Below are 26704 nucleotides of genomic sequence, written 5' to 3'. Positions count from 1 at the left end.
AATATTGAACTGGCTTCATGATGCTCTGCCTCCTACGGTCGGAGGATGACCTCTGCACTGCAGGCCGCGATCGCGGGCCTCGGCCTCGGCCTCTCACTCATCGTGGCAATCGGCGCCCAGAACGCCTTCGTCCTCCGGCAGGGCATCCGGCGCGAGCACGTCCTGCCGGTCGTCCTCGTGTGCGCACTCTCCGACGCGGTGCTCATCATCGCCGGTGTCAGTGGCATCGGCTTCGTCGTGGAGCGGTTCCCCGTGGTCCTCGTCGTCCTCCGTTGGGCCGGGGCCGCCTTCCTGCTCGGCTACGGTCTCCTGGCCGCACGCCGTGCGCTCGCCCCGTCCGGTCTCGCCGCCGACCGTGGTGGCAACAGCCTCTCGCTCAGGGCGGCGGTGCTCACCGTCATCGGCCTCACCTGGCTGAACCCCCACGTGTACCTCGACACCGTGCTCCTCCTCGGCTCGATCGCGAACACGCACGGCGAGGTCGGACGCTGGTGGTTCGCCGCAGGCGCTGTGCTCGGGAGCATCCTGTGGTTCACCGCGCTGGGGTACGGCGCTCGGTTGCTCCGCGGGGTCTTCGCGAAGCCTGTGGCCTGGCGCATCCTCGACGTCGCGATCGCGGTCGTCATGATCGCCCTCGCGATCATGCTCGTCCTGCGCCCCTGAGCGTGCTCGCGGGTGCCTGGTTAGGATTGCCGGGTGATGAGAACCCTGCGTGAGGTCAACACGGTCGTCGAGCGCCTCTGGCCACTGTCCGGAGCCGAGGACTGGGACGCCCCGGGGCTCCTCGTCGGCGACCCGGACCAGCCGGTCGGGCATGTGCTCCTTGCGGTCGACGCGGTCGGCGTGACCGTCGACGAGGTGCTCGAGCGCCCCGACGGTCTGCTGCTGGTCCACCACCCGCTGCTGATGCGTGGTGTCACGACCGTGGCGGGTGACCGGTACAAGGGGTCGCTCATCACGCGCCTGATCCGTGGCGGCGCCGGACTCATCGCCGCACACACCAACGCCGACGTCGTCGTCGACGGGACCTCGGACGTCCTCGCCCAGCGTCTCGGCCTCCACGACCCGGCTCCGATCGTCCCTGCCGCCGACGGCCTGACCGGGCTGGGTCGGGTCGGCGACCTCCCGGAGGAGACGACGCTCGGCGCGATCGCACGTGCCCTCGCCGAGATCCTGCCGGCGACCGCCACCGGGGTCCGTGCCTCCGGCGACTACGACCAGGCCGTCCGGAGGATCGCACTCTGCGGGGGAGCGGGGGACTCGCTCCTGTCCCAACCCGCGGTCCGCGCGGCCGACGTGTACATCACGGCCGACCTCCGCCACCATCCGGCGTCCGAGGCCCGGGAACAGGCACTCCTCGGCGGCGGGCCGGCCCTCGTCGACGTCTCCCACTGGGCGAGCGAGTGGCTGTGGCTGGAGGGGGCCGCCGACGCGCTCCGACGAGAGCTCCCGGGACTCGACGTCCGGGTCAGCGAGCTGCGTACCGACCCGTGGGACTTCGTCGTCACCCAGTAGTCGGCGCGGCCGGTAGGGTGATGAGTCGAGAGTTTGGAACAGACGTGAAAGCCAGCCCAGCAGACCAGAAGACGTTGCTCACCCTGCAGAGCATCGACACCGGCGTGCAGCGCACCGCCCACCGCGCGGCGAACCTCCCCGAGGCCGCGCGCATCGCGCAGCTCCAGGCCGAGATCGAGACCGTCCGCCTCCGTCGTCTGGAGCGGGTCGGCGTCCGCGACGACGCACAGACCGAGCTCGGGCGCATCGAGTCCGACGTCGCCGTCGTCGCGGCCCGCATGAAGCGCGACGCCGACCGTCTCCAGTCGTCGACCTCCGTCAAGGACGTCGAGGCGCTGCAGAGCGAGATCGCCTCGTTGCAGAACCGGCAGAGCAACCTCGAGGAGATCCAGCTGAACGTCATGGAGCGGGTGGAGGCCGCGGAGGACGCCGTCGCCCAGGTCGACGCCGAGCGCGCCGGACTCCAGGAACTCCTCGACGAGGTCGTCGCCAAGCGCGACGCAGAACTCGTCGAACTCGAGGCCGAACGGGCACGACTCACCGCCGACCGCGAGTCTCTCGCACCCGGCATCCCCGCCGACCTCCTGGCGCTCTACGACCAGCGCCGCGCCCGCGGCGGCATCGGTGCAGCACTGTTCCGCGCCGGCACCTGCGGAGCATGCAAGATGTCGCTCACCGGCAACGACCTCCAGGCCGTCCGCGCCGCACCGTCCGAAGAGGTCGTGCAGTGCCCTGAGTGCGCCGCGATCGTCGTCCGGACGGACGAGTCCGGCCTCATCTGAGCCGGACGCTGGCTCAACGACACCGGCGGTCCGCGGCCGCTGTCACGGGCCGGTAGACTCGTCTCCGTGAACGGGCCGGCTAGACGGTCGCGTCACCGAGACCTCCGGGTGTCGGTGCCGAGGAACGTCCGGGCTCCACAGAGCAGGGCGGTGGGTAACACCCACCCGGGGTGACCCGCGAGACAGTGCCACAGAGAACAGACCGCCGTGGGCGACCACGGTCAGGGTGAAACGGTGGGGTAAGAGCCCACCAGCGACCGGGGTGACCCGGTCGGCTCGGTAAACCTCGTCCGGAGCAAGGTCAACAGGGAACGCTGAGGCTGCTCGCCAAGTTCCCGGGTAGACCGCTAGAGGGCGGCGGCAACGTCGTCCCGAGAGAGATGGCCGTCCAAACGCGAAAGCGTGGGACAGAACCCGGCGTACCGGTCGACCCGTTCACACCCAATGCCCGCTTCTCGCGCTGCGGCGGAACCGGCGACGGAACCGCCGCAGCGCGCCCCGCAGTGCTCAGGCGATGCGTTCGGCGGGGCCGGCGGCGAGCGCGGCTGCGCCGAGGATGCCCGCGTTGTTACGGTGCACGGCGGGGATGATCGGGGTGTCGAGCTTCAGGAGCGGCAGGAAGTGGTCCGCGTGCTTGGACACGCCGCCGCCCACCACGAACTGATCGGGCGAGAAGAGGAACTCGAGGCGCTCGTAGTACTTCTGGAGGCGCTTGGCCCACTTCTCCCAGCTCAGGTCCTCGCGCTCCTTGACCGCGTAGGACGCCCGCGTCTCGGCGTCCTTGCCGTCGATCTCCAGGTGCCCGAGTTCCGCGTTCGGGATCAACGTGCGGTTGTAGATGAGCGCTGTGCCGATGCCGGTGCCGAGGGTCGTCAGGATCGTGAGACCGCTTGCGCCCTTGGCTGCCCCGAACTCGGTCTCGGCGTACCCGGCCGCGTCGGCGTCGTTCACGAAGGTGATCTCCCGCCCGAGGCCCTGCTCGAACAGCTGCTCGGCTTCGAGGCCGATCCAGGCGTCGGAGACGTTCGCCGCGGACATCGTCCGGCCGTTGCGGACGATCGCGGGGAAGCAGACGCCGAGCGGGAGTCCGTCGGAGGCCGGGGACAGCTGCTCGAGCACCTCCCGCACCGTCACGACGATGTCCTTCGGCTCGCCACCCTTCGGCGTGGGGATCTTCACCCGATCGGTGAGGAGGGCACCCGTCGTGAGATCGACGACCGCACCTTTGATGCCGGTCCCTCCGATATCGATGCCGACGGCGGACCGGGGAGCTGCGTTCGTCATGCGTCCAGCCTAGAGCGCCGCGGGCGCTGCGGCGGTGTCGATCGTGCTCGGAAGGGTCAAGACCTCGGCCCCGCGTTCGGTGACGACGAGCGTGTGCTCGAACTGCGCGGTCAACAACCGGTCGCGGGTCGTGACCGTCCAGTCGTCGTCCCACTGCTCCCAGTCCTGGGAGCCGATCGTGAGCATCGGCTCGATCGTGAACACCATGCCCGGCTCCATCACCGTGTCGTACAGCGGCGCGGCGTCGTAGTGGGGGACGATCAGCCCCGAGTGGAAGGACCGGCCGACACCGTGGCCCGTGAAGTCGCGGACGACGCCGTACCCGAACCGCTTCGCGTAGGACTCGATCGCACGACCGATGACGTTGATCTGCCGGCCGGGGGCGACGGCCTTGATACCTCGGTTGAGGGCTTCCCGGGTGCGCTCGACGAGGAGACGGGTGTCGTCGGCGACGTCGCCGACGAGGAAGGTCACGTTGCTGTCGCCGTGCACGCCGTCGAGGTAGGCGGTGATGTCGATGTTCACGAGGTCACCCTCGCGCAAGGCGGTGTCGTCGGGGATGCCGTGGCAGACGACCTCGTTGACCGAACTGCAGATCGACTTGGGGTAGCCGCGGTACCCGAGCGTCGACGGATAGGCGCCCTCACCGATGACGAACGCGTGTCCGATGGCGTCCAGTTCATCGGTGGTCACCCCGGGACGGACCGCCGCGCCGACGGCCTGGATCGCATCGGCGGCGATGGTCCCGGCGACCCGGATGCGTTCGATCTCCTCAGCCGAATACAGATCGCCCCGGGTGTCGGTGGCCGGTGCGGCGCGGCCGACGTACTCGGGGCGGACGATCGTCTCCGGCACCGATCGGGGGCGGCCGACGCGACCGGGGATCAGGTGACCTGCGGTGTCGAAAGGCATAGGATCAAGCCTAACCGAGCAGGGGAGACGCGCCGTGGCGAAGGAACCATCCGAGCAGTACTGGTACAACACGAAGACCGGTCAGGTCGAGTTCGGCTTCGAGTCGAGTGTCGTCGACCGCGTCGGTCCATTCGAGACGGCTGCGGAGGCCTCGCACGCGCTCGAGCGACTGCGCGCCAACAGCGCGAAGTGGGACGCCGACGAGGCTGCCGAGGACTGAGCCACCCGGGTCGCGACGCGAGCGGATTGCGGGTCAGCCCTCTTCCGCAGGCGTGGTGTGATCCGCCAGGATGGGCCGAGCGATGAAGCTCGAGCGGGGGGAACATGGACAGGATCGACCGTCCGCGGAGGCGACCGATCGCCGTCGGACGAGGTGCCGTCGCGGCCCTCGCCCTCGGACTCCTCCTCATGCCGGCGTCGCCCGCCGCTGCAGCGCCGATGGTCGCCGCGGAGGTCAGCGCGGCCGAGTGCGTCACCGCGGTCCCCGGTGGTTCCCGCTGCGGCGTGTTGACGGTGCCCCTGTCGCGCGCGGCGCCGGACTCGGCGGAGGCGACCCTGCCGTACGTGCTCGTACCGGCCGCCCTGGAGACCGGGCGACCGCCGCTCGTCTACCTCGCCGGCGGGTCGGCGCTCTCGACGCTCGACATCCAGCAGCTCGCGGTCGAGGGCGGGCTGGCCTCCGACCGCGACGTGGTGTTCGTCGAACGCCGGGGCGGTCGCGACGCCACGCCGTCGCTCGACTGTGCGCCGGCGACCGCGGCCATCCGCGCCTCGCTCGGCGCTGATGGGGACCGTGCAACCCGCGTCGCCGCGGTCGGCGCGGCCTTCGCCTCCTGCACCGCGGCCTGGCAGGAGGACGGCGTCGTGCCGAGCGACTTCGGCGTCGCGCCTGCAGCGGCCGACCTCCGCGACCTCCGGCAGCAGCTCGGTTACGACCGGTGGACCATCCTGGCCGTGGGCTCGTCGGCCGGCGTGGCCCTCGCGGCGTCCGACGTCGATCCGGGTGGTGTCGACGGTGTCGTCCTCGACGGCCCCGACCTGGGTGCACCCGGGATCGTCTCCGCGGGCGGTGTGGCGGCCGCCCTGGCCGTCGTCCGTGCGCGCGGCGAGGAGCCGCAGGGTCCCGTTCCGTCCCCGCCGGCGGCACCACAGGCCGCCGCCGCTGAGCACCCGGAGTCCGCGACCCCGGACACCGCGCCGACCGAGGTCGCACGTTCGGCCGGGATCCTCACCGCCGCCACCGATGAGCTCATCGCCGAACCGCACCGCACCTCCGGACCGCGCCCGATCACCCTCGGTGGCGACGCGCTCTTGGCGATCGCCTCACACGCGTTGTCCGAACCCACCGCCCAGGCGGCACTCCCGGTGCTCCTGAGCTCGGTCGCGGACGGCGACAGCACGGTGCTGGATCCCGTGGCGAACGATGCGACCGCCCAGCTGGCCGACTCCGGTGGCATCCTCGACCGCGTGCTCGGGTGTTCGACGACCGGCTGGCCTGGGGCGATCGAACGCTCGGACGCGGAGGTCACCACGCCGACGCTGTTGGAGGACGTCGCGGCCGCTGCCTGCTCCTCGTTCGCCGTGAGTGCGACGCCGCCGCCGGGAGCGATCGGGACGTCGGTCCTCGTGCTCGGCGCCCCGGAACAGGCCGCCGCCCTCGCCGTCCCCGTCGCCGGTGGCACGGCGAACGCCCTCGTGGCGGTCTTCCCCGGGTCGGGAGCCGTCCCATCGGTCAGCAGTGCGTGCGCACGGGTCGCGATGCGTGCGTGGCTCAGCGATCCGGCGAGCTATCGGGCGGCACTCTGCGACACCGACGACGCGGCCGTCGCCGTCGTCGATCGAGCCGATGTCGCGGCGAGCCCACGGTGGGCCCAGCAGACCTCGTCGGACGCCGGCGGCAGGTGGTTGCTACTGGTGCTGCCCAGCCTGTTCGGGCTCGTGGCCATCGGATGGTCCGTGGCGTGGGGCTACCGGCTGATCACCCAGGCGCTTCGGCGCCAGCCGGTGCAGGACGGTCTCCTGCTGGGGATCGCTCCGGTGTTCGGAGCGACGTGGGCGATCGGCGGAGCCGTCGTGCTCGTCCGTGCGGCTGCCTCGAGTCCGGCGATCGCTCTCGTCGGGGTGCCCGCCGCCTTGCCGTGGCTCTCCATCGCCCTCCTCGTGAGTTGCCTCGGGTTGGTGCCCGTCTGGCAAGGGGCCCACCGTGGATCACGGCTGCGGATCGCCGCACTCTCACTGCTGTGGGCGGCGACGGCCGGCTGGACCGCACTCTTCGTCCTCGCCTGGTGGTGAGCCGTGGATCGCCCACGCCCGGCGCGCGCTGATGAGCGGGAACGGGGACGGAGCCAGTAGCCTAGACACGGGCCGCCGGCCGAAGGAAGAGGGGCAGATGGATAAGCAGCGCGACTTCGTTCTCCGCACGATCGAGGAGCGGGGCGTCAAGTTCGTCCGGCTGTGGTTCACCGATGTCGTCGGGACCCTCAAGTCCGTCGCGATCGCCCCGGCCGAAGTGGAAGGCGCGTTCTCCGAGGGCCTCGGCTTCGACGGATCGGCGATCGAGGGGCTCAGCCGCTCCTACGAGTCGGACCTCCTGGCCCACCCCGATCCGACGACCTTCCAGATCCTGCCGTGGCGCGGCGAGATCGACCCGACGGCGCGCATGTTCTGCGACATCACGACGCCCGACGGCCAGCCCGCCGTCGCCGACCCGCGGAACGTCTTGAAGCGCACCCTGGCGAAGGCCGCCGACATGGGGTTCACGTTCTACACGCACCCCGAGATCGAGTTCTACCTGCTGAAGTCCTCGCAGTACGGCGTCGACGGACCGGAACCGGTCGACTCCGCGGGCTACTTCGACAACGTCCCCGGTGGCACCGCTCACGACTTCCGTCGACGTTCCGTCCGGATGCTCGAAGACCTCGGGATCTCCGTCGAGTTCAGCCACCACGAGGCGGGCCCCGGCCAGAACGAGATCGACCTGCGATACGCCGACGCCCTGACGACGGCCGACAACATCATGACCTTCCGCACCGTCGTGAAGGAGGTGGCGATCGAGCAGGGCGTCTACGCGACGTTCATGCCGAAGCCGCTCGTCCACCAGCCCGGCAGCGGCATGCACACGCACATGTCGTTGTTCGAGGGTGACTCGAACGCCTTCTACGAGGCGGGTGCGCAGTACCAGCTCTCGAAGACGGGCCGGCAGTTCATCGCCGGACTCCTGACGCACGCTCCGGAGATCACCGCGGTGACGAACCAGTTCGTGAACTCCTACAAGCGACTCTGGGGTGGCGTCGGGCCGAACAAGCTGTCCGAGGCTCCGAGCTTCGTCTGCTGGGGCCACAACAACCGCTCGGCACTCGTGCGCGTGCCGCTCTACAAGCCCAACAAGGGGCAGAGCGCTCGGGTCGAGTACCGCGCCATCGACTCCGCCGCCAACCCGTACCTCGCCTTCTCGCTCATGCTCGCCGCTGGGTTGAAGGGCATCGAGGAGGGCTACGAGCTCCCGCCGGAGGCCGAGGACAACGTCTGGACGCTCTCCGACACCGAGCGTCGGGCGCTGGGATACAACGCGCTGCCCGCCAGCCTCGATCGCGCGGTCAGCCTCATGGAGGGTTCCGAGCTCGTGGCGGAGACGCTCGGGGAGCAGGTCTTCAACTACGTCCTGCTGAACAAGCGACAGGAGTGGCACGAGTACCGGGCCCAGGTGACCCCATTCGAGTTGGCCAGCAACCTGGAGATGCTCTAGACGAGGGGACCGGTCGGTCGCATGGTCCGCGAGAACATCTCCCTGAGCACGCTCGCCCGACTTGGGTTCACCGGTCTGGGTGAGGCCAGGGACCGGCTGGACGAGCTCGCCGAGCTCGTCCAGCTCGACCCGGCGTCGCTGTCGCCGTCCTTCGCCGTCGCGGCCGACCCCGACGCCGCGCTGGTCGGTGTGCTGATGATCGGTCGGAAGTCACCCGACGAGCTGTCGGCGCTCCTGGCGGACCAGGCCTCGGCCGAGCGACTGTTCCGACTGTTCGGTGCCTCGCAGGGGTTCATCGACTTCTTCCTCCGCCACCCGGACCAGCTGTCGGTGTTCGAGTTGCCGGTCACCCGCGTCCCGACGCTGCAGGAGGCGCGCGACGAACTGCTCGCGAGCGTCGGTGCCGAGGACGGCTTCGCCGCGATCGTCGAGGAGCCTGCCTGGGACGCGATCCGCGTGGTCTACCGCCGACTGCTGGCCGAGGTCGCCCTCTTCGACCTCTGCGCCCCGGATCCGATCGTCGTGCTCGACCGGGTCACCAGTGCCCTCTCCGACCTCGCTGCCGGTGCGTTGGAGGCCTCCATCGCCGTCGCACGCACGCAGACGAGCGGCCCGAGGGGTCCCGGCGTGTACCCGCGCGAGGAGGTCGCGGCCACCCGGTTCGCCATCATCGGCATGGGCAAGGCGGGCGCACGGGAGCTGAACTACGTCTCCGACGTCGACGTCATCTTCGTCGGTGAGGGTTCGGGCGACGGCGAGGACGGGCTCGACAACGGGCGTGCCGTCGAGATCGCCACCCGGCTCGCGGTCCTCACCATGCGCGGTCTCGGACAGGCGGGTCTCGAGCCGAGCCTGTGGGAGGTCGATCCGAACCTCCGCCCGGAGGGGAAGGCCGGCGCCCTCGTCCGCACGCTCGAGTCGCATCTCGTGTACTACGACCGCTGGGCGAAGAGCTGGGAGTTCCAGGCGCTCCTCAAAGCACGGGCCCTCGCCGGCGATCCCGAGCTCGGTGCCCGTTACATCGAGGCGGTGCAGCCGAAGGTGTGGGGGAGTGCGTCCCGCGAGGGGTTCGTCGAATCGGTCCAGCGCATGCGCGAACGGGTCACCGAACACATCCCGGCGGAGGACGTCCACTACCAACTGAAGCTCGGCCCGGGCGGGCTCCGCGACATCGAGTTCACGGTGCAACTGCTCCAGCTCGTCCACGGACAGCTCGACGACTCCGTGCATCAACGCGGAACCCTCGCCGCCCTCGACGGCCTCGCGACCGCCGGGTACATCGGTCGCGCCGAGGCGCAGGAGTTCGCGCACGACTACCGCCTGCTGCGGGTGCTCGAACACCGCCTGCAGCTGACGCGCCTGCAGCGCACGCACATGATGCCGCGCGACGAGCCGTCGCTCCGCTCCCTGGCCCGGTCGAGCATGCTCGCGACGACCGCACAGGCCCTCGTCACGCGCTGGGAGGCCACGAAGCACGGTGTCCGGCAGCTGCACGAGCGGTTGTTCTACCGGCCGTTGCTCTCGGCGGTCGCGGCCTTGCCCGAGAGCGGTCTGAGTCTGACGAGCGGTCAGGCGGAGGCGCGGCTCGCGGCGATCGGCTTCGTCGACCCCCGCGGCGCGCTCGCCCACATCGGGGCGCTCACCGCCGGCGTGTCACGGCGCGCCAACATCCAGCGGCATCTGCTCCCCGTCATGCTCGGCTGGTTCGCGGACGGCGCCGATCCCGACTACGGATTGCTCGCGTTCCGGCGGCTCAGCGAGTCCCTCGGCGAGTCGCACTGGTTCCTGCGGATGCTCCGCGACTCCTCAGGAGCGGCCGAGCGGCTCACTCGGGTCCTCTCGGGGTCCCGGTTCATCGGCGAGCTCATGGACCGCATCCCCGAGTCGGCCGCTTGGCTCGCGGGGGACGAGGACCTCCTCCCGCGATCGTCGACCGCGCTCGGCGAGGAGATCGCCGCCATCCTCAGACGACACGACTCACCGGACACCGCAGCCGCCGCAATCCGCGCGGTACGGCGACGCGAAGTCCTCCGGCTGGCGATGTCGTCGACCGTCGGCATGCTGGACGTGCAGGGCCTCGCCGCCGGATTGACGGACGTGTCGACGGCGACGCTCGCAGGGCTCCTCGGCGCCGTCAGACGCATCGGCGGCCTCGGCGCGGACATCGAGTTCGCCGTCATCGCCATGGGCCGCTACGGCGGCGCTGAGCTCGGACTCGGATCGGACCTTGACGTCCTCTACGTGTTCCGGCCGAAGGACGGAGTCGACACCCAGGATGCACAGCGCCAGGCCGGAGCGATCGCCGCAGAGCTCAAGCGTCTGAGCGAGGACGCCCGGCTCCCGCTCGACCTCGACCTCGACCTCCGTCCCGAGGGGAAGAACGGTCCGCTCGTGCGCTCCCTCGACTCCTACCGCAACTACTACGCGCGCTGGTCCCTCACCTGGGAGGCGCAGGCGCTGCTCCGCGCCGCCGGAGTCGTGGGCGACACCGAGCTCATCGAGGCGTTCACCGAGGTGGCGGACACGGTCCGCTACCCCGCCGCGATCAGCGAGCAGTCCGTCCGCGAGGTCAAACGGATCAAGGCACGTGTCGAGAACGAGCGACTGCCGCAGGGCGCCGATCCGACGAGACACCTGAAGCTCGGGCGCGGCTCGCTCAGCGACGTCGAGTGGTTCGTGCAGCTCCTCCAGCTCGAGCACGGCGCGGCGGTGCCGTCGTTGCGCACCACCTCGACGCTCCAGGCGCTCGACGCGGCGGTGGAGGCGGATCTCGTCGATCGAGAATCCGCCGAACGACTCCGTGAGGCCTGGATCCTCGCGTCGCGGATCCGCTCGGCCATGACGCTGTGGTTGAACAAGACGCAGGACGTACTGCCGAGCGATCGACAACAGCTCGAAGGCGTGGCGCGACTCCTGGAGTACCCGACCGGATCGGCGAGTCTCCTGGAACAGGACTACCTCGCGGCCACCCGGCGCGCCCGGACGGTCTTCGAGCACGGCTTCTACGGCATCTGAGCCGATCGCCTCGACCATACGGAACCGCCCGCCATCCGAGAGGATGACGGGCGGTTCGCGGTGCAGCAGGTGTCGTCAGACGCCGTAGTACAGCTCGAACTCGAACGGGTGCGGGCGCTGGGCCAGCGGCTTGATCTCGTTCTCGCGCTTGTACTGGATCCAGGTCTCGATGAGCTCCGGCGTGAAGACGTTGCCGGCGAGGAGGAACTCGTGGTCCGCCTCGAGCGCCTCGAGCGCAGCGCCGAGCGATGCGGGCACCTGCGGGATGTTCTTGGCCTCCTCGGGGGGAAGCTCGTAGAGGTCCTTGTCGACGGGCTCGTGCGGCTCGATGCGGTTCTTGATGCCGTCGAGGCCGGCCATCAGCTGAGCGGCGAACGCGAGGTACGGGTTGCCGGACGCGTCGGGCGCGCGGAACTCGATGCGCTTGGCCTTCGGGTTCGTGCCCGTGATCGGGATACGGATCGACGCCGAGCGGTTACCGGCCGAGTAGACCAGGTTGACGGGAGCCTCGAAGCCGGGGACCAGGCGGTGGTAGGAGTTCACCGTCGGGTTCGTGAACGCCAGGACGGCGGGGGCGTGCTTCAGCAGACCACCGATGTACCAGCGGGCGAGGTCGGAGAGACCGCCGTAGCCGTTCTCGTCGTAGAAGAGCGGCTTGCCGTCGCTCCACAGCGACTGGTGCGTGTGCATGCCCGAGCCGTTGTCGCCGAAGAGCGGCTTCGGCATGAAGGTCGCGGTCTTGCCCCACAGCTCGGCCGTGTTCTTCACGATGTACTTGAACTTGAGGATGTCGTCCGCCGCGGCGACCATGGTGTCGAAGCGGTAGTTGATCTCGGCCTGGCCGCCGGTGCCCACCTCGTGGTGCGCGCGCTCGAGGATGAGGCCGGCGTCGATCAGCTTGAGGCTGATGTCGTCGCGGAGGTCGGCCTGCTTGTCGACGGGGCTGACGGGGAAGTAGCCACCCTTGTACGGCGTCTTGTTGCCGAGGTTGCCGCCCTCTTCGGCGCGACCGGTGTTCCAGGCTCCCTCTTCGGAGTCCACCGAGTAGAAGCTCGAGTGCTGGTTCACCTCGTATCGGACGTCGTCGAAGATGTAGAACTCTGCCTCGGGCGCGAAGAACGCGGTGTCGGCGATGCCGGTCGAGGCGAGGTACTTCTCAGCCTTCTTGGCGACCTGACGCGGGTCCTTGGAGTAGATCTCGCCGTTGCGGGGGTTGTAGATGTCGAACACCATGATGAGCGTGCGCTCGGCACGGAAGGCGTCGATGTAAGCGGTGGAGACATCCGGGATGAGCTGCATGTCCGACTCGTGGATGTTGGCGAAGCCACGGATGGACGAACCATCGAAGAGCTGGCCGACGGTGAAGAACTCCTCGTCGACGGTGCTGGCCGGGATGTTGAAGTGCTGCTGCACGCCGGGAAGGTCCGTGAAGCGGATGTCGAGGAACTTGACATCGGTGTCCTTGATGAACTTGAGCACTTCGGAAGAATCACTGAACATGTGAATGGCTCCAAATGGGGTTGGTACAGGGAGGCTGCACAGCGCAGCCATCTGTGAGACTACGGGGAGGGGGTTACCCCGCCATGACACCCATGTTTCGTGGATGTTACGAGAATCCCCGCCCGAATAGAATGGCACAGTGCCCCACACCCCGCAGAATCCACGGACCTTCGGAGAGCTTCCTCCCAGCGCCTTCCCCGGTGAACGCCTGGGACTCCCGGAGAGCGGCGTCAGGTCGGTCGCGCGGGTCGGTCGGCGGATCACCGCCCTCGTCATCGACTGGGCCTTGGCGGTCGTCCTCTCCGTCGCGTTCTTCGCCTACGACGCCACCGCGACGCTCGTTATCTTCGCCATCATGCAATTCGTGTTCATCCCGACCATCGGCGGCAGTCTCGGCCATCGCCTCTGCGGGATGCGTCTCATGCCGTTGACCGGCGGGTGGGTCGGGCTCTGGCGGCCGGCCGTGCGAACCGTGCTCCTCTGCGTGGTCGTCCCAGCACTCGTCTGGGATTCGGACCAGCGCGGCTTCCACGACAAGGTCGCGGGCACGGTGCTCCTGCGGGTGCGCTGAACACAGCTGGAAACGCGAACGGCCGCCCTCCGTCAGGAGGGCGGCCGTCGTTTCCGTACCGCGAGGTGTTCCGAGCGGTGTCGGTGGGTCAGCGCGCGCGCTGCGGGCGGACTCGCATCGGGTCGACGCCCTTCGGGATGGGGAGCTGCGTACCGAACGAGGACAGACGGTTGCTGACCGCGAGCACCTCGGGGTTGGTCAGGGACTTCTTGACCTTCCGGAGGGCGCCGGAGAGCTGACGGAGCTGCACCGAGTCGGCGTCGGGGCCGACGTGAAAGACCGTGATCGGCACGTTCGGGAGGATGCGGCTGACCTTGCGCTTCTCGTCCTCGAGCAGGCGTGAGGTCCGCGATCGGGGTCCTTCGGCGATCAGGGCGACGCCACCACGGCCCACGGCCCGGTAGATCGCGTCCTGGGTCTTCGGGTTCACGGCGACGGGCATCTCGCTGGTCTGCCACGAGCGCGGCGCAGCGCGGAGCACCTGGCCCACCGCGCCCGGCCGACCCTCGATCTGCGTGTAGACGACCTTGTCCGCGCGCCGGGTGAGGATGAACAGGGCCGCGAGGATACCCGCGAGCACACCCGCGATGATCCACATGACGAGCGCGAAGATGTTGCCCGCCGAGAACAGCAGCGCGACCGCGACACCGATGAGCACCGGCAGGATGAAGCCGCCGAGCATCAACCACTGCGCTGCCTTGTCGTGGCGACGGGTGAGCTGGAACACCTGCCAGAGCTGCTTGATCCGCCCTGGTTCCTTCTGCGCCGCCGGGGGCGCGTCCTTCTGAGCCATGCTCCCAGGATAGCCGGTGACGGAGTGTCCTGATGCTGCGTTCTCCTCCACAGGCCGGCGGCGCGGGGACCTTGTCCACAGCGGCGTGCGCCGACGGCGCCGGATGGGGCTCCGCGTCGGAGGATCGAGCTATGGAAACACTGCCAGACCCGTCCGCCACCACAACCCGAGTGGCAGGCCGTCGTCTCGTCCGTCGCCTGGGTGAGGGCCGGGAGTGGACGGCCTACTCGACGGTACTCGCCCACCCCGGCTCCGCGCACGGCGGGCGTACCGACCAGGCCGCCCCGGCGGGCGACGCAGTGCTGCTCCGAGCGAGGGCGGACGCCGCCGAACGCGACCTCTGGCGTCGCGCGGCCATCCTGTCCCGACTCGACCACCCGCACATCGTGAGACTCGTCGACGTCGCCGAGGATCCCGCCGGCCTCCCGTGCCTGCTGGTCGAGCGGCTCGCCGGCGGCACGTTGGGAGAACTGCTGCGCCGCCGGAAGTCGATCGCTCCCGGTGAGGCCGTCACGATCCTGGCACCGCTGGTCGACGCCATCCGCGCGGCGCACCTCTCCGGGATCAGTCACGGGTCGATCAGCGCTTCGGCCGTGCGCTTCGCCGACGACGGCCGGCCGGTCCTCTCCGGCTGGTCGGGCGCAGCTCCCGTCGACCACAAGACCATCGATGGTGGGCTCGGCCGCACAGCTCCGGCGTTCGCTGCCGATTGGACGGCGTTCGCGGGGCTCATGGACGGTGTCCTGCAGGCGACCGACCGCGATGAGACCCCATCGACCGTGGCCTGGGCCGACGTCGTGCCTGAACTCGCCGACCACGAGATCGCCAACCGACTGCAACAGCGGATCCACGCCCTGGCACGACCGCTCCCGGTCCTGCTCGACCGCGTCGACCCGTCGTCCGCATCACCCGCCGATGCCATCCGTGCTTCCGCCGATCACGCGCAGCGGACCGCTCCGCTCCCGCCGACCCGACGAGCCGCGGTCGAATCGAGGCGTCGGTCACGACATCCCGCGTCGTCGCTGCGTCGTCGTCTGGCCTGGCGACCCGGTCGAGGCACACGGGTAGCGGCCGCCGCGCGCTCGACGCCGTCCGTCGACGGCGCCCCGAGACGGCGTCGACTCGTGATCGGAGCGGCAGGCGCGGCAGCCGCACTGGTGTCGGCTGCGATGGTGTTCCTGCCGTCCGAAGACCCGAGCACCGCGATCGCGCCGACGCCGGCCGGTTCGGTCGGCCCGGCGCCCGAACCGGTCACGGGTACTGCGCCGCCGGTGGAGACGCCGACGTCACCGGCGGACGAAGCTGACGCCGTCGACGTGGTCACCGGTGACGATCCCGCGGCCGCGGCCCGCGAGCTCGTCCGCCGACGGGATCAGTGCCGCACGACGGGGGAGGAGGGGTGCGTCTGGGACTCCGTCGAACGAGGGTCCCCGTTCGACGACGACGAGCACCTCGGTGTCGGGATCGGATCGATCGATGCGGCGAGCCTCGACCTCGTCGACCGGCAGGGCGACGCGGCGGTCCTCCGCGGCACGGCCGAGCCGTCCGAGACGGACGAAGCCGGCGCAGGACGACGACAGCCCGTCACGCTCCTCGTGGTGAGGGGCGAGACGGGCTGGCGTCTGCGGGAGGTGTTCACCGCCGGATGAGGTGGTGGACACAGCGCGGTCGATTCGGGATCAGATCCCGAGCGAGCCGCGGAAGTCGCCTGCTTCGAGGCGGTTCTTCACCTGGACGAGGAAGCGTGCAGCGTCCGCGCCGTCGATGATGCGGTGGTCGTAGCTCAGCGCGAGGTAGACCGTCGAACGGATCGCGATCGCGTCTGCACCGTCGACCGTCACGACGACCGGCTTCTTCGTGACGATACCCGTACCGAGGATCGCCGACTGCGGCAGGAACACGATCGGGGTGTCGAACAGGGCGCCGCGCGAACCGGTGTTGGTCAGCGTGAAGGTGCCGCCCGACAGCTCATCGGGCTGCAGCTTGTTGTCGCGGGTGCGCTGCGCGAGATCGGCGATCTCGGCGCCGAGCTCGGCGATCGACTTGGAGCCCGAGTTGCGGATGACCGGCGTCAGCAGGCCACGCTCGGTGTCCACGGCGATCGCGAGGTTCTCCGTCTCCGGGTACACGATCTGGTCGCCGTCGACGGTGGCGTTGATGATCGGGTACGTCTGGAGCGCCTCGCTGGCAGCAAGGGCGAAGAACGGCAGGAACGACAGCTTGTTGCCGGTCTTGGCGAGGAACTCGTCCTTGACGGCCGTGCGGAGTGCCGCGACCTTCGTGACGTCGACCTCGACGACGCTCGTCAGCTGGGCGGTGCCCTGCATCGAAGCGACGGCGCGCTCGGCGACGACCTTGCGCAGACGCGACATGGCCTTGCTCGTGCCACGCAGCTCGGAGACCTGGACGGTCGGAGCAGCGGGCGACTCCGTGGCTCCACCGGCGCTCTGAGCCTGCAGGACGTCTTCCTTGCGGATACGTCCGCCGACACCGGTGCCGGTGACCGTGCTGAGGTCGACCCCGTGCTGGTTGGCGAGACGACGCACCAGCGGCGTGACGTAACCGGAGTTGACGACCCCGCCGGCGGCAGGCGTCGAAGCGGCAGGCGCAGCAGCTGGTGCCGGAGCAGCAGCAGGTGCAGCGGCGGGCGCCGGAGCCGGAGCAGCAGCAGGCGCGGCGGCGGGAGCCGGAGCTGCAGCAGGTGCCGGAGCAGGCGCGGCGGCGGGAGCCGGAGCTGCGGCAGGTGCCGGAGCTGCAGCAGGTGCCGGAGCCGGAGCAGCAGCGGGAGCCGGCGCGGCAGCAGGTGCCGGCTCGGGCTCGGCCGCGGGAGCGGGCTCGGCCGGAGCGGGCTCGGCAGCAGCCGGTTCCGCGGCGGGCGCGGGCTCCTCGGCCGCAGCCGCACCCGAACCATCACCGATGGTCACGAGAGCGGTGCCGACCTCGACGGTCTCGTCCTCCTGGACGAGGATCGCTTCGATGACACCCGCGACGGGCGAAGGGATCTCGGTGTCGACCTTGTCGGTCGACACTTCGAGCAGTGGCTCGTCGACCTCCACGGTGTCGCCGACATTCTTCAGCCAGCGGGTGACCGTACCCTCGGTGACACTCTCGCCGAGTGCCGGGAGGCTGACGGATTCGCTCATGACCTTGTCTCCTTTGAAACCTGTTGTGTGTTCACTAGCTTATTGGGGTGTTCGGAATGCGTCACAGCGCGTGCAGGGGCTTGCCTGCGAGCGCGAGGAATGCTTCGCCGAGCGCCTCGTTCTGCGTGGGGTGCGCGTGGATCAGCGGCGCGATGTCCTCGGGGTAGGCCTCCCAGTTGACGGCGAGCTGGCCTTCGGCGATGAGCTCACCGACGCGGGCGCCGATCATGTGCACACCGATGACGGGGCCGTCGTTGACCCGGATGACCTTGACGTTTCCGCTCGTGCCGATGATCTCGCTCTTGCCGTTTCCGGCGAGGTTGAAGTCGTAGCTCGTGATGTTGTCGGCGCCGTACTGCTCGGCCGCCTTGGCCTCGCTCAGACCGACGGACGCGATCTCGGGGTCGCTGTAGGTGACCTTCGGGATGTTGACGTCCTCGATGATGACCGGCTTGAGACCGGCGATCTCCTCGGCCACGAAGATGCCCTGCTGGAAGCCGCGGTGCGCGAGCTGCAGGCCGGGGACGATGTCGCCCACGGCGTAGAGGCCGGGGATGTTCGTCTCGAGACGGTCGTTGGTGATGACGAAGCCGCGGTCGATGGTGACACCGACCTCCTCGAAGCCGAGTCCGGCGGTCGACGGGCCACGGCCGACGGCGACGAGCAGCAGCTCCGCGTCGATCGTCTTGCCGTCCTCGAGCGTGATGTGCACGCCCGAGTCGTCCTGGGTGACGCCTTGGAACCGCACGCCGAGCGAGTACTCGATGCCGCGCTTGCGGAACGCGCGCTCGAGGGCCTTGCTGATCGACTCGTCCTCGTTGGGGACGAGGTGGGGGAGCGCCTCGATGATCGTGACCTCGGTCCCGAACGACTTCCAGACACTCGCGAACTCGACGCCGATCACGCCGCCGCCGAGGACGGCGACCTTCTTCGGCACGAAGTCGAGCTGCAGCGCCTGCTCGCTCGTGATGACGCGGCCACCGATCTCGAGACCGGGGAGCGAGCGGCTGTAGGAGCCCGTCGCGAGGATCACGTTCTTGCCGGTGATGAGGTCGTCGCCGACCTGCACGCTCGTCGGGGAGACCAGACGGCCCTCACCCTCGATGGTGGTGATGCCGCGGGCCTTGACGAGGCCCTGGAGTCCCTTGTACTTCTTCGCGACGATGCCCTCGCGGTACTTCGTGACGCCCTCGATGTCGATGCCTTCGAAGGTGGACTTGACGCCGTACTTTTCCGACTCGCGCGATGCGTCCGCGACCTCGGCGGAGTGCAGCAGCGCCTTCGTCGGGATGCAACCGCGGTGGAGGCAGGTGCCGCCGACCTTGTCCTTCTCGATCATGCCGACGGTGAGGCCGAGCTGCGAAGCGCGCAACGCCGCAGCGTATCCGCCGCTTCCGCCTCCCAGGACTACCAGGTCAAAATTCTGCTCGGACACTCCGTTGCTCCTTGTGTGTGCTTCGTGGTCGATCGGAAACCGTCGTGGTGTGTTCGGCGGCGTCGAGGCGGGTCGAACCGCCCCCACCGACCTTACTACGGGTGGCTAATCTCCTCGGCCATTGCGAGGAGGGTGCGGACTGCGACGCCGGTCGGGCCCTTAGCGGTGAAGCCGTAGGGGGCGTCGCCGTTCATCGCGCTCCCGGCGATGTCCAGGTGGGCCCACGGGATGCGGGTGGTGACGCCCTCCTCGTCGGTGCGGTCGGCGATGAACTCCTGGAGGAACGTGCCTGCGACGAGCATGCCGCCCGCGGTGGTCCCGGGCTTCGCGTTGGCGAGGTCGGCGACGTCGGAGTCGAGGACCTTGCGCAGCTCCGCGGGGAACGGCATCGGCCAGAACAGTTCGTCCGCACCGGAACCAGTCGCGATGAGGTCGGTGACGAACGACGCGTCGCCCATGACGCCCGTGTAGCGGTTGCCGAGCGCGACCACGGCCGCTCCCGTGAGGGTCGCCACGTCGATGATGGCGTCCGGGCCCTCCTCGCCTGCAGCGACGAGTCCGTCGGCGAGGACCAGCCGGCCCTCGGCGTCGGTGTTGGTGACCTCGACCGTGCGTCCACCCCGGATGGTGAGGACGTCGTTCGGCCGGATCGCCGTGCCCGACGGGAGGTTCTCGGCGAGGCAGAGCCAAGCGGTCAGCCTGGTGGGCACCCCGAGACGCGCGGCAGCGGCCAGGACGGCGAGCACGGTCGCCGCGCCGGTCATGTCGTACTTCATGCCGACCATCGAGACCGGCGGCTTCAGGGAGAGACCGCCGCTGTCGAAGGTGATGCCCTTCCCGACGAGGGCCAGGTGGCTCCTGGCGGCCTCCGGGTGGTAGCTCAGCTTCACGAGTCGCGGAGGTCGCGAGGAACCCTGTCCGACGCCGAGGATGCCGCCGAAGCCGTCCTCGGCCAAGCGGGTCTCGTCCCATTCCTCCACCCCGACGTCGAGGCCGTCGACCGCTGCTCGGGCCGCGTCGGCGAAGGTCGCCGGGTAGAGCTCGTTCGGCGGCGTGTTGACCAAGTCCTTCACGAGCGCGATGGCCTCGGCGACCGCGGTGGCGTGCTCCGCGAGCCCGGCATCCGGTGCGTCCACGGTCGACGGGACGACGACGGTGATCTGCTCGAGCGGTGTCGGTGGCTGCGCGGATCCGACACCGCGCGACGCGGTGTAGCGGTAGGCGCCGATGGCCGCCCCCTCGAGGACGGCTTCGGCGGCGGCGGCCGTCTCCTTCGTCAACGCGAACGCGATCGAGGCCTGGCCGTCGATCGTCCTGGTCACTGCACCCGCGGCTCGTCGGAAGGCCGCGTCGTCCGCATCCGGACCGAGGCTGACCAGCACGAGACCGGAGGCCGCGCCGAACCGGTCGGGGAGGCGTCGCACCTGGTCTTCGGACCCCGTGACCCCGGAGGCGCGCAGCTCGTCCGCGAGCGGCGCGTAGACGTCGGGCGCCAGGAGCTCCGGTCCGTCGTCGCCCTTCCTCACCGCGAGGACGAGCAGTTCGGCCTCGACTCCCTCGACGGCGGCGGACAACACGGAGAGCACAGGGATCGTCATGCCTCCATCGTAGGCACGTGCCGTTCCGGTCCGAGGCGGGGCCGCCGGTGTTCGCTCTCGGCGGTACCGCCGACGCTCGGAGGGGAAGGGCGCTGCGACACCCCCGTTTAGAGTTGAAGCATGCCTACGCCTGACGACCTCTACGAGGTGCACCCGGAGATCGACATCCCCGCCGGCCTCCACCTCGTCGCAGGGCTCACCGGGTTCTCCGACGCCGGCGGCGCGGTCGGGCAGTTGAACGCCTACCTCGACGACGTCCTCGACACGACGGTCATCGCCGAGTTCGACGCCGACGTCCTGCTCGACTACCGGGCCCGCCGGCCGATCATCTCGTTCGACCAGGACCACCTGACGGAGTACCGACCACCCCGGCTGACCCTGTCGCTCGCCCACGACGAGCTCGGGTCGCCGTTCCTGCTGCTCACCGGTTTCGAGCCCGACTTCCTCTGGGACCGCTTCGTCGCGGCCGTGCTCGAGCTCGTCGACCGATTCCGGGTCAGCGACACCACGTGGGTGCACGCCATCCCGATGCCGGTCCCGCACACCAGGCCGATCGGCGTCACCGTCAGCGGCAACCGGTTCGACCTCATCGAGTCGCTCTCGGTCTGGCGCCCCCGCACCCAGGTGCCGTCAAACGTGCTCCACCTCCTCGAGTACCGCCTCTACGAGCGCGGCGACAGCATCGCGGCCTTCGTGCTCCTCGTGCCGCATTACCTCGCCGACACGGAGTTCCCGGCCGCGGCGATCACGGCGATCGAGAGCCTCAGCGCGGCGACCGGGCTCATCTTCCCCACGGACCGCCTCCGCGAGGACAGCCGCGACTTCCTCGTCAAGATCGACGAGCAGGTCGGGACCAACCACGAGCTCGGCCAGCTGGTCACGACGCTCGAGGAGCGGTACGACGCCTACATGGCCGACAACTCGCCGAAATCGCCGCTCACCGACATCGACGGGGCGCTCCCGACGGCCGATGAGATCGCCGCGGAACTCGAGAAGTTCCTCGCGAGCCGGCGCCACGGCGACGAGGACCGCTCGACCACCTAAGCTGGATCGGTGGGATCTCGACGCGTCTGGTGGGTGTTCGGCGTCGGAGTGTTCGCCTACCTCATCACCGTCATGCAGCGGTCGACGCTCGGCGTGGCAGCAGTGGACGCCACTGAGCGGTTCCAGATCGACGCCGCCGCGCTGTCGACCCTCGCGGTCGCGCAGCTCATCGTGTACGCCGCCATGCAGGTCCCGGTCGGAGTGCTGATCGACCGCCTCGGACCTCGCGTCCTGATCATCGCGGGGCTGACGGTCGTCATGGCGGGCCAGATCTGGCTGGGCCTCACGACCGAACTCGGCGGCGCGATCATCGGCCGGATGCTGGTCGGCCTCGGCGACGCCGCGGTGTTCACCTCCGTGTTGCGGCTCGTGAACTCCTGGTTCCCCACCCGTCGGGTGCCGATCGTCTCGCAGTGGGTCGGCAACATCGGGCAGATCGGACAGATCCTCTCGGCGGTGCCGTTCTCCTTCGTCCTGCACGCCTTCGGCTGGTCGCCGGCGTTCCTCAGTGCGGCCGGACTCGTCCTCCTGGCGCTCGTCGGGGTGTTGATCGTCGTCCGCGACCGGCCGTCCGGTTCCGACGAGGCGCCGCGCCCCGAGACCTGGGGCCACGTCGTCCGCGAGGTCGTCATCAGTCTGCGTCGGCCAGGGACGCGTCTCGGGTTCTGGTCGCACTTCGTCACCCAGTCCTCCGGTACCGTCCTCACACTCCTCTGGGGCTTCCCGTTCATGGTCTACGCCCTCGGCTACCCGCAGCCCCTCGCCGCATCGTTGCTCATCGTGATCGTGGTCTCCGGCATGGTCGCCGGACCCATCCTCGGGGTGCTCACCGCCCGATTCCCCTACCGGCGGAGCAACCTCGTGCTCGGGATCGTCACGGTCATGGGCGTCGCCTGGGCCGCACTCCTCCTCTGGCCGGGCGTCCCACCGATGTGGCTCGTGATCGTCCTGTTCGTCGTGGTCGGGGTCGGTGGCCCCGGTTCACTCATCGGGTTCGACTTCGCCCGCACCTTCAACCCCATCCGCGCGCTCGGCGGGGCGAACGGCATCGTGAACGTCGGTGGGTTCCTCGCGAGCTTCGTCATGATGTTCCTCATCGGTCTCATCATCGATGCGGTCAGCGGGGGATCCCGTGCCGACTACTCCATGGACAGCTTCCGGATCGCCTTCTCCGTGCAGTACCTGGTGGTCGGGTTCGGGGTCGGGATGCTGCTCGTCGCCCGGTCCCGCACGCGGAGACGCTTCGCCGAGGACGAGGGCATCGCCGTCGGACCGCTGTGGATCGCAGTCCGTGCCAGGCTTGGGCGCCGTCGCTGAGCGTTCGCTTCGTCCCCCGATCCCACCCTTGACAAACGGCCTGTGGCTCTGAGGTCTTCCGGCGCGCGCTATAATGGAACACGGACCCGTTCACCTCTCGGAATGTCGGCGGCCCTTTTCGGGTTGCACTGCACCAAGACTTGACATGGGTCCTCGTAATGTCCGAAATCACGGACGATCCGGCGATGACTGTCCATGCCGGGTCCGAACAGGAAGGTGCAGCTATGGCCACCAAGACGGCTCGCGCAGACGAAGCAGCGCCAGCAGACGAGGCCACGGAGGCTCCCGCAGCGAAGGCTCGGACCACCAAGGCCACCACGACCCGAGCGAAGGCTGCTCCCAAGAAGGCCACCCGCGCCAAGGCGGGTACGAAGTCGAGCACTGAGCCCGATGAGGGCACGGACGACGAGGACGTCGTCGTCGAGGTCGTCGCCGACGACGCCGTGGTCGACGCGCCCGCAGGCGACGCGACCGAGGCGGTCGAGGAGGAGGACGACAAGTCCGTGCCGGAGATCACCCTCCCCACCGACGCACTCGTGCTCTCCAACAGCGACGACGACGAGATCCCGGTGTACTCCGCTGCGATCACCGGCGCCACCGCCGACCCGGTCAAGGACTACCTCAAGCAGATCGGTAAGGTCGCGCTCCTCAACGCGGCCGAAGAGGTCGAACTCGCGATGCGCATCGAGGCGGGCCTCTTCGCCGAGGACAAGCTCGCCCCGCTCTCCGACCTCGAGAAGCGCTCGCGGGTCGGTCGTGAGCTCCAGTGGGTCGCGAAGGACGGCGCCCGCGCCAAGAGCCACCTCCTCGGGGCGAACCTCCGTCTCGTCGTGAGCCTCGCCAAGCGCTACACGGGCCGCGGCATGCAGTTCCTCGACCTCATCCAGGAGGGCAACCTGGGCCTCATCCGTGCGGTCGAGAAGTTCGACTACACCAAGGGCTTCAAGTTCTCCACCTACGCGACCTGGTGGATCCGTCAGGCCATCACGCGCGCCATGGCCGACCAGGCACGCACCATCCGCATCCCGGTGCACATGGTCGAGGTCATCAACAAGCTCGCCCGCGTCCAGCGGCAGATGCTGCAGGACCTGGGCCGCGAGCCCACGCCCGAGGAGCTCAGCCGCGAACTCGACATGACGCCTGAGAAGGTCATCGAGGTCCAGAAGTACGGCCGCGAGCCCATCTCGCTGCACACGCCCCTCGGCGAGGACGGCGACAGCGAGTTCGGCGACCTCATCGAGGACACCGAGGCGGTCGTGCCGGCCGACGCCGTCAGCTTCACCATGCTGCAGAAGCAGCTGGAGTCGCTCCTCGACTCGCTCTCCGAGCGGGAAGCGGGTGTCATCCGGATGCGCTTCGGCCTCGGCGACGGCATGCCCAAGACGCTCGACCAGATCGGCGACACCTTCGGGGTCACCCGTGAGCGCATCCGGCAGATCGAGTCGAAGACCATGGCGAAGCTGCGTCACCCGAGCCGATCCCAGTCGCTCCGCGACTACCTCGAGTAGGAGCATGCGCTACGCCCCGGCCATCCTCGCCGGTCGTGCCGTCCGATTCCTCGCCAGGCTGCGCAAGCCGGGCGGGGGATCGGCCGTTCCCGGCCTCGTGGTCAACCGCATCGCGCCCGGGTTCCTCCCCGACACGTTGAACGCCTTCCCGCGTGGTCTCGTGATCGTGAGCGGCTCGAGCGGGAAGTCGACGACGACCAAGATGCTCGTCGGCATCCTGCGTGCCCACGGCGTGTCGGTCTTCACGAACCCGTCGACGGCGAACATCTCGCAGGGGCTCACCTCTGCCCTCCTCGAACGAGCCGACCTCCGCGGCCGGATCGACGCCGAACTCGGGGTGCTCGAGATGGACGAAGGACACGGCGCCCTCATCGCGCCGCGACTCGCACCCGCCCACGTCATCCTGACCAACGTGTCCGTCGACCAGATCGACCGCTTCCACGACGCCGCCATGGTGGCGCGCATGCTCGACGCGATCGCTGCCCGATCGAGCACGTCGCTCGTCCTGAACGGCGATGACGCGCTCGTCGACGCCGTCGCGCCAGGCAGCGACGCGACGCGATGGCGGTACGGCGTCTCGACGGCCGTGCTCGGCGCCAGCTCACGCGGCCTCGGGTACAGCACCACCTCGTCCGATCGGGTCGATCCCGGTTCCGGAACCGTCGTCGAAGCCCTCGACGGCGACCTGGTGTCCATCACCCACCGCGGCGAGACCGTCCGGTTCCGTCTGCCGGCTCGCGGCGTGCACTACGCCGTGGATGCGGCTGCAGCCCTCTCCGGCGCCGCCGCGATCCTCGGCCCCGAGTTCCAGCTCACCACCGCGGCGGAGTCGTTCCGCGCGCTCACGCCGGTGTTCGGCCGCGGCGAGGTGACGACCGTCCGCGGTGTCGAGGTCGAGTTCGTCCTCGTCCAGAACCCCGCGAGCTATCAGCTCAACGTCGACAGCCTGGCGGCCGACACGGAGCAGATCCTGGTCGCCGTCGGGAGCGACGTCCGCGATCCCTCGTACCTCTGGCCGGTCGACACGTCCAGGCTCGGTCGTGTGGCGCTCGTGTCGGGGTCCAAGGCCTGGGAGGCCGCGCTGCAGCTGGGCTACGACGGCGTCGAGATCGACCGGATCGAACCGGACCTCGGCACGGCGTTGGACGCGTTCCTCGCCCTCCCTGCGCCCGCGCACGGTCGGAAGACCGTGATCTTCACCGCCGACTCGATGCGCCGTACCCGCGCGCACCTCGGCCTCGCCTCGAACGATCAGGACGACGCATGACGACCGAGCCGACGATCACCATCGCCGTCCTCCTGCCCTCGAGCTGCAATGTGAACGGCGACGCCGAGAACGGCGCGGTCCTCGCTCGCCGGGCCCGCGCGCGTGGCCTCGCCGTCGAGCTCGTCCCCGTCGAATCGGTCGCCGAGCTCCCGAGCACGGTCCACGCGGTCGTCCTCGGGTCGTGCGACGACCCGTCGGCGCCACAGGTGCTGGAGGCGCTCCGCCCGTTCCGCGACGCGTTCATCGCCTGGGTGGAGGCCGGCGTGCCCGTCCTCGCGGTCGCCAACGGCTGGAAGCTCCTCACTCGCCGGCTCGAGCTGGTACCGGGGAGCTGGGTCGAGGGCCTCGCCATCATCGAGGGCGACGCCCCGTTGCGGCGCACGCGGGCGAGTGACGACCTCGTCGTCGTGCCGAGCAGCGGCCTCGAGCTCGACGCCCCGGTGCTCGTCGGGTACGAGAACCACGGGCGGGACTTCCGAGCCGGGACGGGCGTCGAGTCGATCGGCTCCGTGCAGCACGGACGAGGCAACGGCGACGGCACGGAGGGTGCACTGGTCGGACCCTTCGTCGGAACCCACCTGCACGGTCCCGTCCTCGCCAAGAACCCGGAACTGGCCGATCGGCTGCTCCGTCTGGCGATCACGGTCGCCGGGGGCACCTCGATGCTCGACGAATCACCGGAACTCCACGCCCTCGACGAGATCGCCGCCAACGCGAGAGCGCAGATCGTCTCGGCGCTCGCCTGAGTACGTGCGTTCTCGACTCCGCGCTTCCTCGATGACATGACGAAGGGCCCCGGATCTCGGATCCGGGGCCCTTCATCGTGATGCCGGTGGACTAGGCGCGCTGCTCATTGAAGAGTCGCGCGGACTCGTCGTGCCAGTCGGTCGCGACCTGCGTCAGCTTCTCCTGGTACTTCTTGCCGTGGTGCGCGCAGAACAGCAGCTCACCGCTGTTCATCTGCACGCGGATGTAGGCCTGTGCTCCGCACAGATCGCAACGATCGGCGGCAGTCAGTTGCTGGGCGTCGAGGTCACTCGGCGTGCTCTCGGTAGCAGTCTGTGACATGTGCTCCTCCTGACTCGGGCGGCTACGAAACTCGTAGTACTCATGAAAGCACGCGATTGTCACAACGGGGTCCCATTCCGTGTTCTTTTCGCTGTGCGCGTAGATGATTCGGATCAACCGTGCAGCCGGATGGGTCGACCGCCCGCGGGAACGCGCCGTCGCGCGGGTCCGGACGATCGCGCGCCGAGTGTCTCCCTCGGCGTGTCG

22 protein-coding genes and 1 other RNA gene are annotated in these 26704 nt (G+C 69.4%); 15 read left to right on the top strand and 8 right to left on the bottom strand.

Translation table 11 applies throughout. The features are described from left to right. Positions 1 to 45: 45 nt before the first annotated feature. The 4 genes from ITJ62_RS08190 to rnpB all read left to right on the top strand — a co-directional run bounded on the left by ITJ62_RS08190 (position 46) and on the right by rnpB (position 2735). Entirely contained in the window at positions 46 to 663 is a 618-nt protein-coding gene (locus tag ITJ62_RS08190; protein WP_194600830.1) for a LysE/ArgO family amino acid transporter, read from the top strand. Positions 664 to 699: 36 nt separating this feature from the next. Beyond that, entirely contained in the window at positions 700 to 1515 is an 816-nt protein-coding gene (locus tag ITJ62_RS08185; protein ID WP_194600826.1) for a Nif3-like dinuclear metal center hexameric protein, read from the top strand. Between the two features lie 44 nt (positions 1516 to 1559). Continuing rightward, the gene (locus ITJ62_RS08180) at positions 1560 to 2297 is read left to right on the top strand and encodes a C4-type zinc ribbon domain-containing protein (protein ID WP_194600805.1); all 738 of its coding nucleotides are present in this window, start codon (positions 1560 to 1562) and stop codon (positions 2295 to 2297) included. Between the two features lie 71 nt (positions 2298 to 2368). Then, positions 2369 to 2735, top strand: an RNA gene (gene rnpB, locus ITJ62_RS08175) — RNase P RNA component class A. Positions 2736 to 2804: 69 nt separating this feature from the next. Here rnpB and ppgK read toward each other — a convergent pair. Both ppgK and map read right to left on the bottom strand, forming a co-directional pair. Further along, positions 2805 to 3581, bottom strand: a complete 777-nt coding sequence (gene ppgK / locus ITJ62_RS08170) for a polyphosphate--glucose phosphotransferase (RefSeq protein ID WP_085510829.1) — start codon at positions 3579 to 3581, stop codon at positions 2805 to 2807. A 9-nt stretch (positions 3582 to 3590) separates the two neighbouring features. After that, positions 3591 to 4493: a type I methionyl aminopeptidase gene (gene map, locus ITJ62_RS08165; RefSeq protein WP_194600803.1), complete on the bottom strand. Its 903-nt coding sequence runs from the start codon at positions 4491 to 4493 to the stop codon at positions 3591 to 3593. Between the two features lie 34 nt (positions 4494 to 4527). Here map and ITJ62_RS08160 point away from each other — a divergent pair, with 34 nt between their 5' ends. The 4 genes from ITJ62_RS08160 (at position 4528) to ITJ62_RS08145 (ending at position 11253) form a co-directional block, all read left to right on the top strand. Beyond that, positions 4528 to 4713: a hypothetical protein gene (locus tag ITJ62_RS08160; RefSeq protein ID WP_064293764.1), complete on the top strand. Its 186-nt coding sequence runs from the start codon at positions 4528 to 4530 to the stop codon at positions 4711 to 4713. A gap of 104 nt (positions 4714 to 4817) precedes the next feature. Next, positions 4818 to 6785: a hypothetical protein gene (locus ITJ62_RS08155; RefSeq protein WP_194600800.1), complete on the top strand. Its 1968-nt coding sequence runs from the start codon at positions 4818 to 4820 to the stop codon at positions 6783 to 6785. A gap of 97 nt (positions 6786 to 6882) precedes the next feature. Beyond that, the gene (locus ITJ62_RS08150; RefSeq protein WP_079705870.1) at positions 6883 to 8238 is read left to right on the top strand and encodes a glutamine synthetase family protein; all 1356 of its coding nucleotides are present in this window, start codon (positions 6883 to 6885) and stop codon (positions 8236 to 8238) included. A 21-nt stretch (positions 8239 to 8259) separates the two neighbouring features. Continuing rightward, the gene (locus tag ITJ62_RS08145; protein WP_194600797.1) at positions 8260 to 11253 is read left to right on the top strand and encodes a bifunctional [glutamine synthetase] adenylyltransferase/[glutamine synthetase]-adenylyl-L-tyrosine phosphorylase; all 2994 of its coding nucleotides are present in this window, start codon (positions 8260 to 8262) and stop codon (positions 11251 to 11253) included. A 75-nt stretch (positions 11254 to 11328) separates the two neighbouring features. Here the strand turns inward: ITJ62_RS08145 and glnA are convergent, their stop codons facing one another. After that, positions 11329 to 12753 (bottom strand): type I glutamate--ammonia ligase, encoded by a 1425-nt coding sequence (gene glnA, locus ITJ62_RS08140; RefSeq protein WP_056005986.1) that lies wholly within the window; start codon positions 12751 to 12753, stop codon positions 11329 to 11331. Positions 12754 to 12892: 139 nt separating this feature from the next. Here glnA and ITJ62_RS08135 point away from each other — a divergent pair, with 139 nt between their 5' ends. Next, a complete protein-coding gene (locus tag ITJ62_RS08135; RefSeq protein WP_191941307.1) occupies positions 12893 to 13324 on the top strand; it encodes an RDD family protein in 432 nt (143 codons plus the stop codon). 88 nt (positions 13325 to 13412) lie between these two features. Here ITJ62_RS08135 and ITJ62_RS08130 read toward each other — a convergent pair whose 3' ends face one another. Next, positions 13413 to 14117, bottom strand: coding sequence for a DUF4191 domain-containing protein (locus ITJ62_RS08130; RefSeq protein ID WP_064293769.1), 705 nt, complete (start codon positions 14115 to 14117; stop codon positions 13413 to 13415). A gap of 131 nt (positions 14118 to 14248) precedes the next feature. On the opposite strand from ITJ62_RS08130, the gene ITJ62_RS08125 reads away from it, so the two are divergent. Continuing rightward, the gene (locus tag ITJ62_RS08125; protein WP_194600794.1) at positions 14249 to 15766 is read left to right on the top strand and encodes a hypothetical protein; all 1518 of its coding nucleotides are present in this window, start codon (positions 14249 to 14251) and stop codon (positions 15764 to 15766) included. Positions 15767 to 15796: 30 nt separating this feature from the next. Here ITJ62_RS08125 and ITJ62_RS08120 read toward each other — a convergent pair whose 3' ends face one another. From ITJ62_RS08120 to ITJ62_RS08110, 3 genes are all read right to left on the bottom strand, one after another. After that, positions 15797 to 17260, bottom strand: a complete 1464-nt coding sequence (locus ITJ62_RS08120) for a 2-oxo acid dehydrogenase subunit E2 (RefSeq protein ID WP_194600791.1) — start codon at positions 17258 to 17260, stop codon at positions 15797 to 15799. A gap of 61 nt (positions 17261 to 17321) precedes the next feature. After that, positions 17322 to 18695: a dihydrolipoyl dehydrogenase gene (lpdA, locus tag ITJ62_RS08115; protein WP_064293772.1), complete on the bottom strand. Its 1374-nt coding sequence runs from the start codon at positions 18693 to 18695 to the stop codon at positions 17322 to 17324. A gap of 95 nt (positions 18696 to 18790) precedes the next feature. Continuing rightward, entirely contained in the window at positions 18791 to 20293 is a 1503-nt protein-coding gene (locus ITJ62_RS08110) for a leucyl aminopeptidase (RefSeq protein ID WP_194600788.1), read from the bottom strand. Positions 20294 to 20413: 120 nt separating this feature from the next. Here ITJ62_RS08110 and ITJ62_RS08105 point away from each other — a divergent pair, with 120 nt between their 5' ends. The 5 genes from ITJ62_RS08105 (at position 20414) to ITJ62_RS08085 (ending at position 26175) form a co-directional block, all read left to right on the top strand. After that, on the top strand, positions 20414 to 21337 hold the full coding sequence (locus tag ITJ62_RS08105) for a proteasome assembly chaperone family protein (protein ID WP_079705876.1): 924 nt from the start codon (positions 20414 to 20416) through the stop codon (positions 21335 to 21337). Between the two features lie 9 nt (positions 21338 to 21346). Beyond that, a complete protein-coding gene (locus ITJ62_RS08100; RefSeq protein ID WP_194600784.1) occupies positions 21347 to 22654 on the top strand; it encodes an MFS transporter in 1308 nt (435 codons plus the stop codon). Between the two features lie 185 nt (positions 22655 to 22839). Further along, on the top strand, positions 22840 to 24162 hold the full coding sequence (locus ITJ62_RS08095) for an RNA polymerase sigma factor (RefSeq protein WP_194600781.1): 1323 nt from the start codon (positions 22840 to 22842) through the stop codon (positions 24160 to 24162). Positions 24163 to 24166: 4 nt separating this feature from the next. Further along, positions 24167 to 25429, top strand: a complete 1263-nt coding sequence (locus ITJ62_RS08090; protein ID WP_194600778.1) for a MurT ligase domain-containing protein — start codon at positions 24167 to 24169, stop codon at positions 25427 to 25429. Beyond that, a complete protein-coding gene (locus ITJ62_RS08085; RefSeq protein WP_194600775.1) occupies positions 25426 to 26175 on the top strand; it encodes a hypothetical protein in 750 nt (249 codons plus the stop codon). Before ITJ62_RS08090 ends, ITJ62_RS08085 begins: the two co-directional genes overlap by 4 nt. 91 nt (positions 26176 to 26266) lie before the next feature. On the opposite strand, the gene ITJ62_RS08080 is transcribed toward ITJ62_RS08085, so the two are convergent. Further along, positions 26267 to 26497 (bottom strand): hypothetical protein, encoded by a 231-nt coding sequence (locus ITJ62_RS08080; protein WP_079705880.1) that lies wholly within the window; start codon positions 26495 to 26497, stop codon positions 26267 to 26269. Between the last annotated feature and the right edge of the window lie 207 nt (positions 26498 to 26704).

It is taken from the genome of Plantibacter sp. VKM Ac-2876 (assembly GCF_015350715.1).
Lineage (GTDB): Bacteria > Actinomycetota > Actinomycetes > Actinomycetales > Microbacteriaceae > Plantibacter > Plantibacter auratus.
The sequence above is the reverse complement of the archived record's forward strand: the minus strand, read 5'-3'. Positions and strand labels throughout refer to the sequence as shown.

What these genes read in the sequence shown, in the direction of transcription:
- ITJ62_RS08125 (WP_194600794.1), top strand. Translation starts at nt 14,249, where the DNA reads ATGGAAACACTGCCAGACCCGTCCGCCACCACAACCCGAGTGGCAGGC.
- ITJ62_RS08155 (WP_194600800.1), top strand. Translation starts at nt 4,818, where the DNA reads ATGGACAGGATCGACCGTCCGCGGAGGCGACCGATCGCCGTCGGACGA.
- ITJ62_RS08085 (WP_194600775.1), top strand. Translation starts at nt 25,426, where the DNA reads ATGACGACCGAGCCGACGATCACCATCGCCGTCCTCCTGCCCTCGAGC.
- ITJ62_RS08185 (WP_194600826.1), top strand. Translation starts at nt 700, where the DNA reads ATGAGAACCCTGCGTGAGGTCAACACGGTCGTCGAGCGCCTCTGGCCA.
- ITJ62_RS08110 (WP_194600788.1), bottom strand. Translation starts at nt 20,293, where the DNA reads ATGACGATCCCTGTGCTCTCCGTGTTGTCCGCCGCCGTCGAGGGAGTC.
- map (WP_194600803.1), bottom strand. Translation starts at nt 4,493, where the DNA reads ATGCCTTTCGACACCGCAGGTCACCTGATCCCCGGTCGCGTCGGCCGC.
- ppgK (WP_085510829.1), bottom strand. Translation starts at nt 3,581, where the DNA reads ATGACGAACGCAGCTCCCCGGTCCGCCGTCGGCATCGATATCGGAGGG.
- ITJ62_RS08090 (WP_194600778.1), top strand. Translation starts at nt 24,167, where the DNA reads ATGCGCTACGCCCCGGCCATCCTCGCCGGTCGTGCCGTCCGATTCCTC.
- glnA (WP_056005986.1), bottom strand. Translation starts at nt 12,753, where the DNA reads ATGTTCAGTGATTCTTCCGAAGTGCTCAAGTTCATCAAGGACACCGAT.
- ITJ62_RS08105 (WP_079705876.1), top strand. Translation starts at nt 20,414, where the DNA reads ATGCCTACGCCTGACGACCTCTACGAGGTGCACCCGGAGATCGACATC.
- ITJ62_RS08120 (WP_194600791.1), bottom strand. Translation starts at nt 17,260, where the DNA reads ATGAGCGAATCCGTCAGCCTCCCGGCACTCGGCGAGAGTGTCACCGAG.
- ITJ62_RS08080 (WP_079705880.1), bottom strand. Translation starts at nt 26,497, where the DNA reads ATGTCACAGACTGCTACCGAGAGCACGCCGAGTGACCTCGACGCCCAG.
- ITJ62_RS08190 (WP_194600830.1), top strand. Translation starts at nt 46, where the DNA reads ATGACCTCTGCACTGCAGGCCGCGATCGCGGGCCTCGGCCTCGGCCTC.
- ITJ62_RS08095 (WP_194600781.1), top strand. Translation starts at nt 22,840, where the DNA reads ATGACTGTCCATGCCGGGTCCGAACAGGAAGGTGCAGCTATGGCCACC.
- ITJ62_RS08145 (WP_194600797.1), top strand. Translation starts at nt 8,260, where the DNA reads ATGGTCCGCGAGAACATCTCCCTGAGCACGCTCGCCCGACTTGGGTTC.
- ITJ62_RS08150 (WP_079705870.1), top strand. Translation starts at nt 6,883, where the DNA reads ATGGATAAGCAGCGCGACTTCGTTCTCCGCACGATCGAGGAGCGGGGC.
- ITJ62_RS08130 (WP_064293769.1), bottom strand. Translation starts at nt 14,117, where the DNA reads ATGGCTCAGAAGGACGCGCCCCCGGCGGCGCAGAAGGAACCAGGGCGG.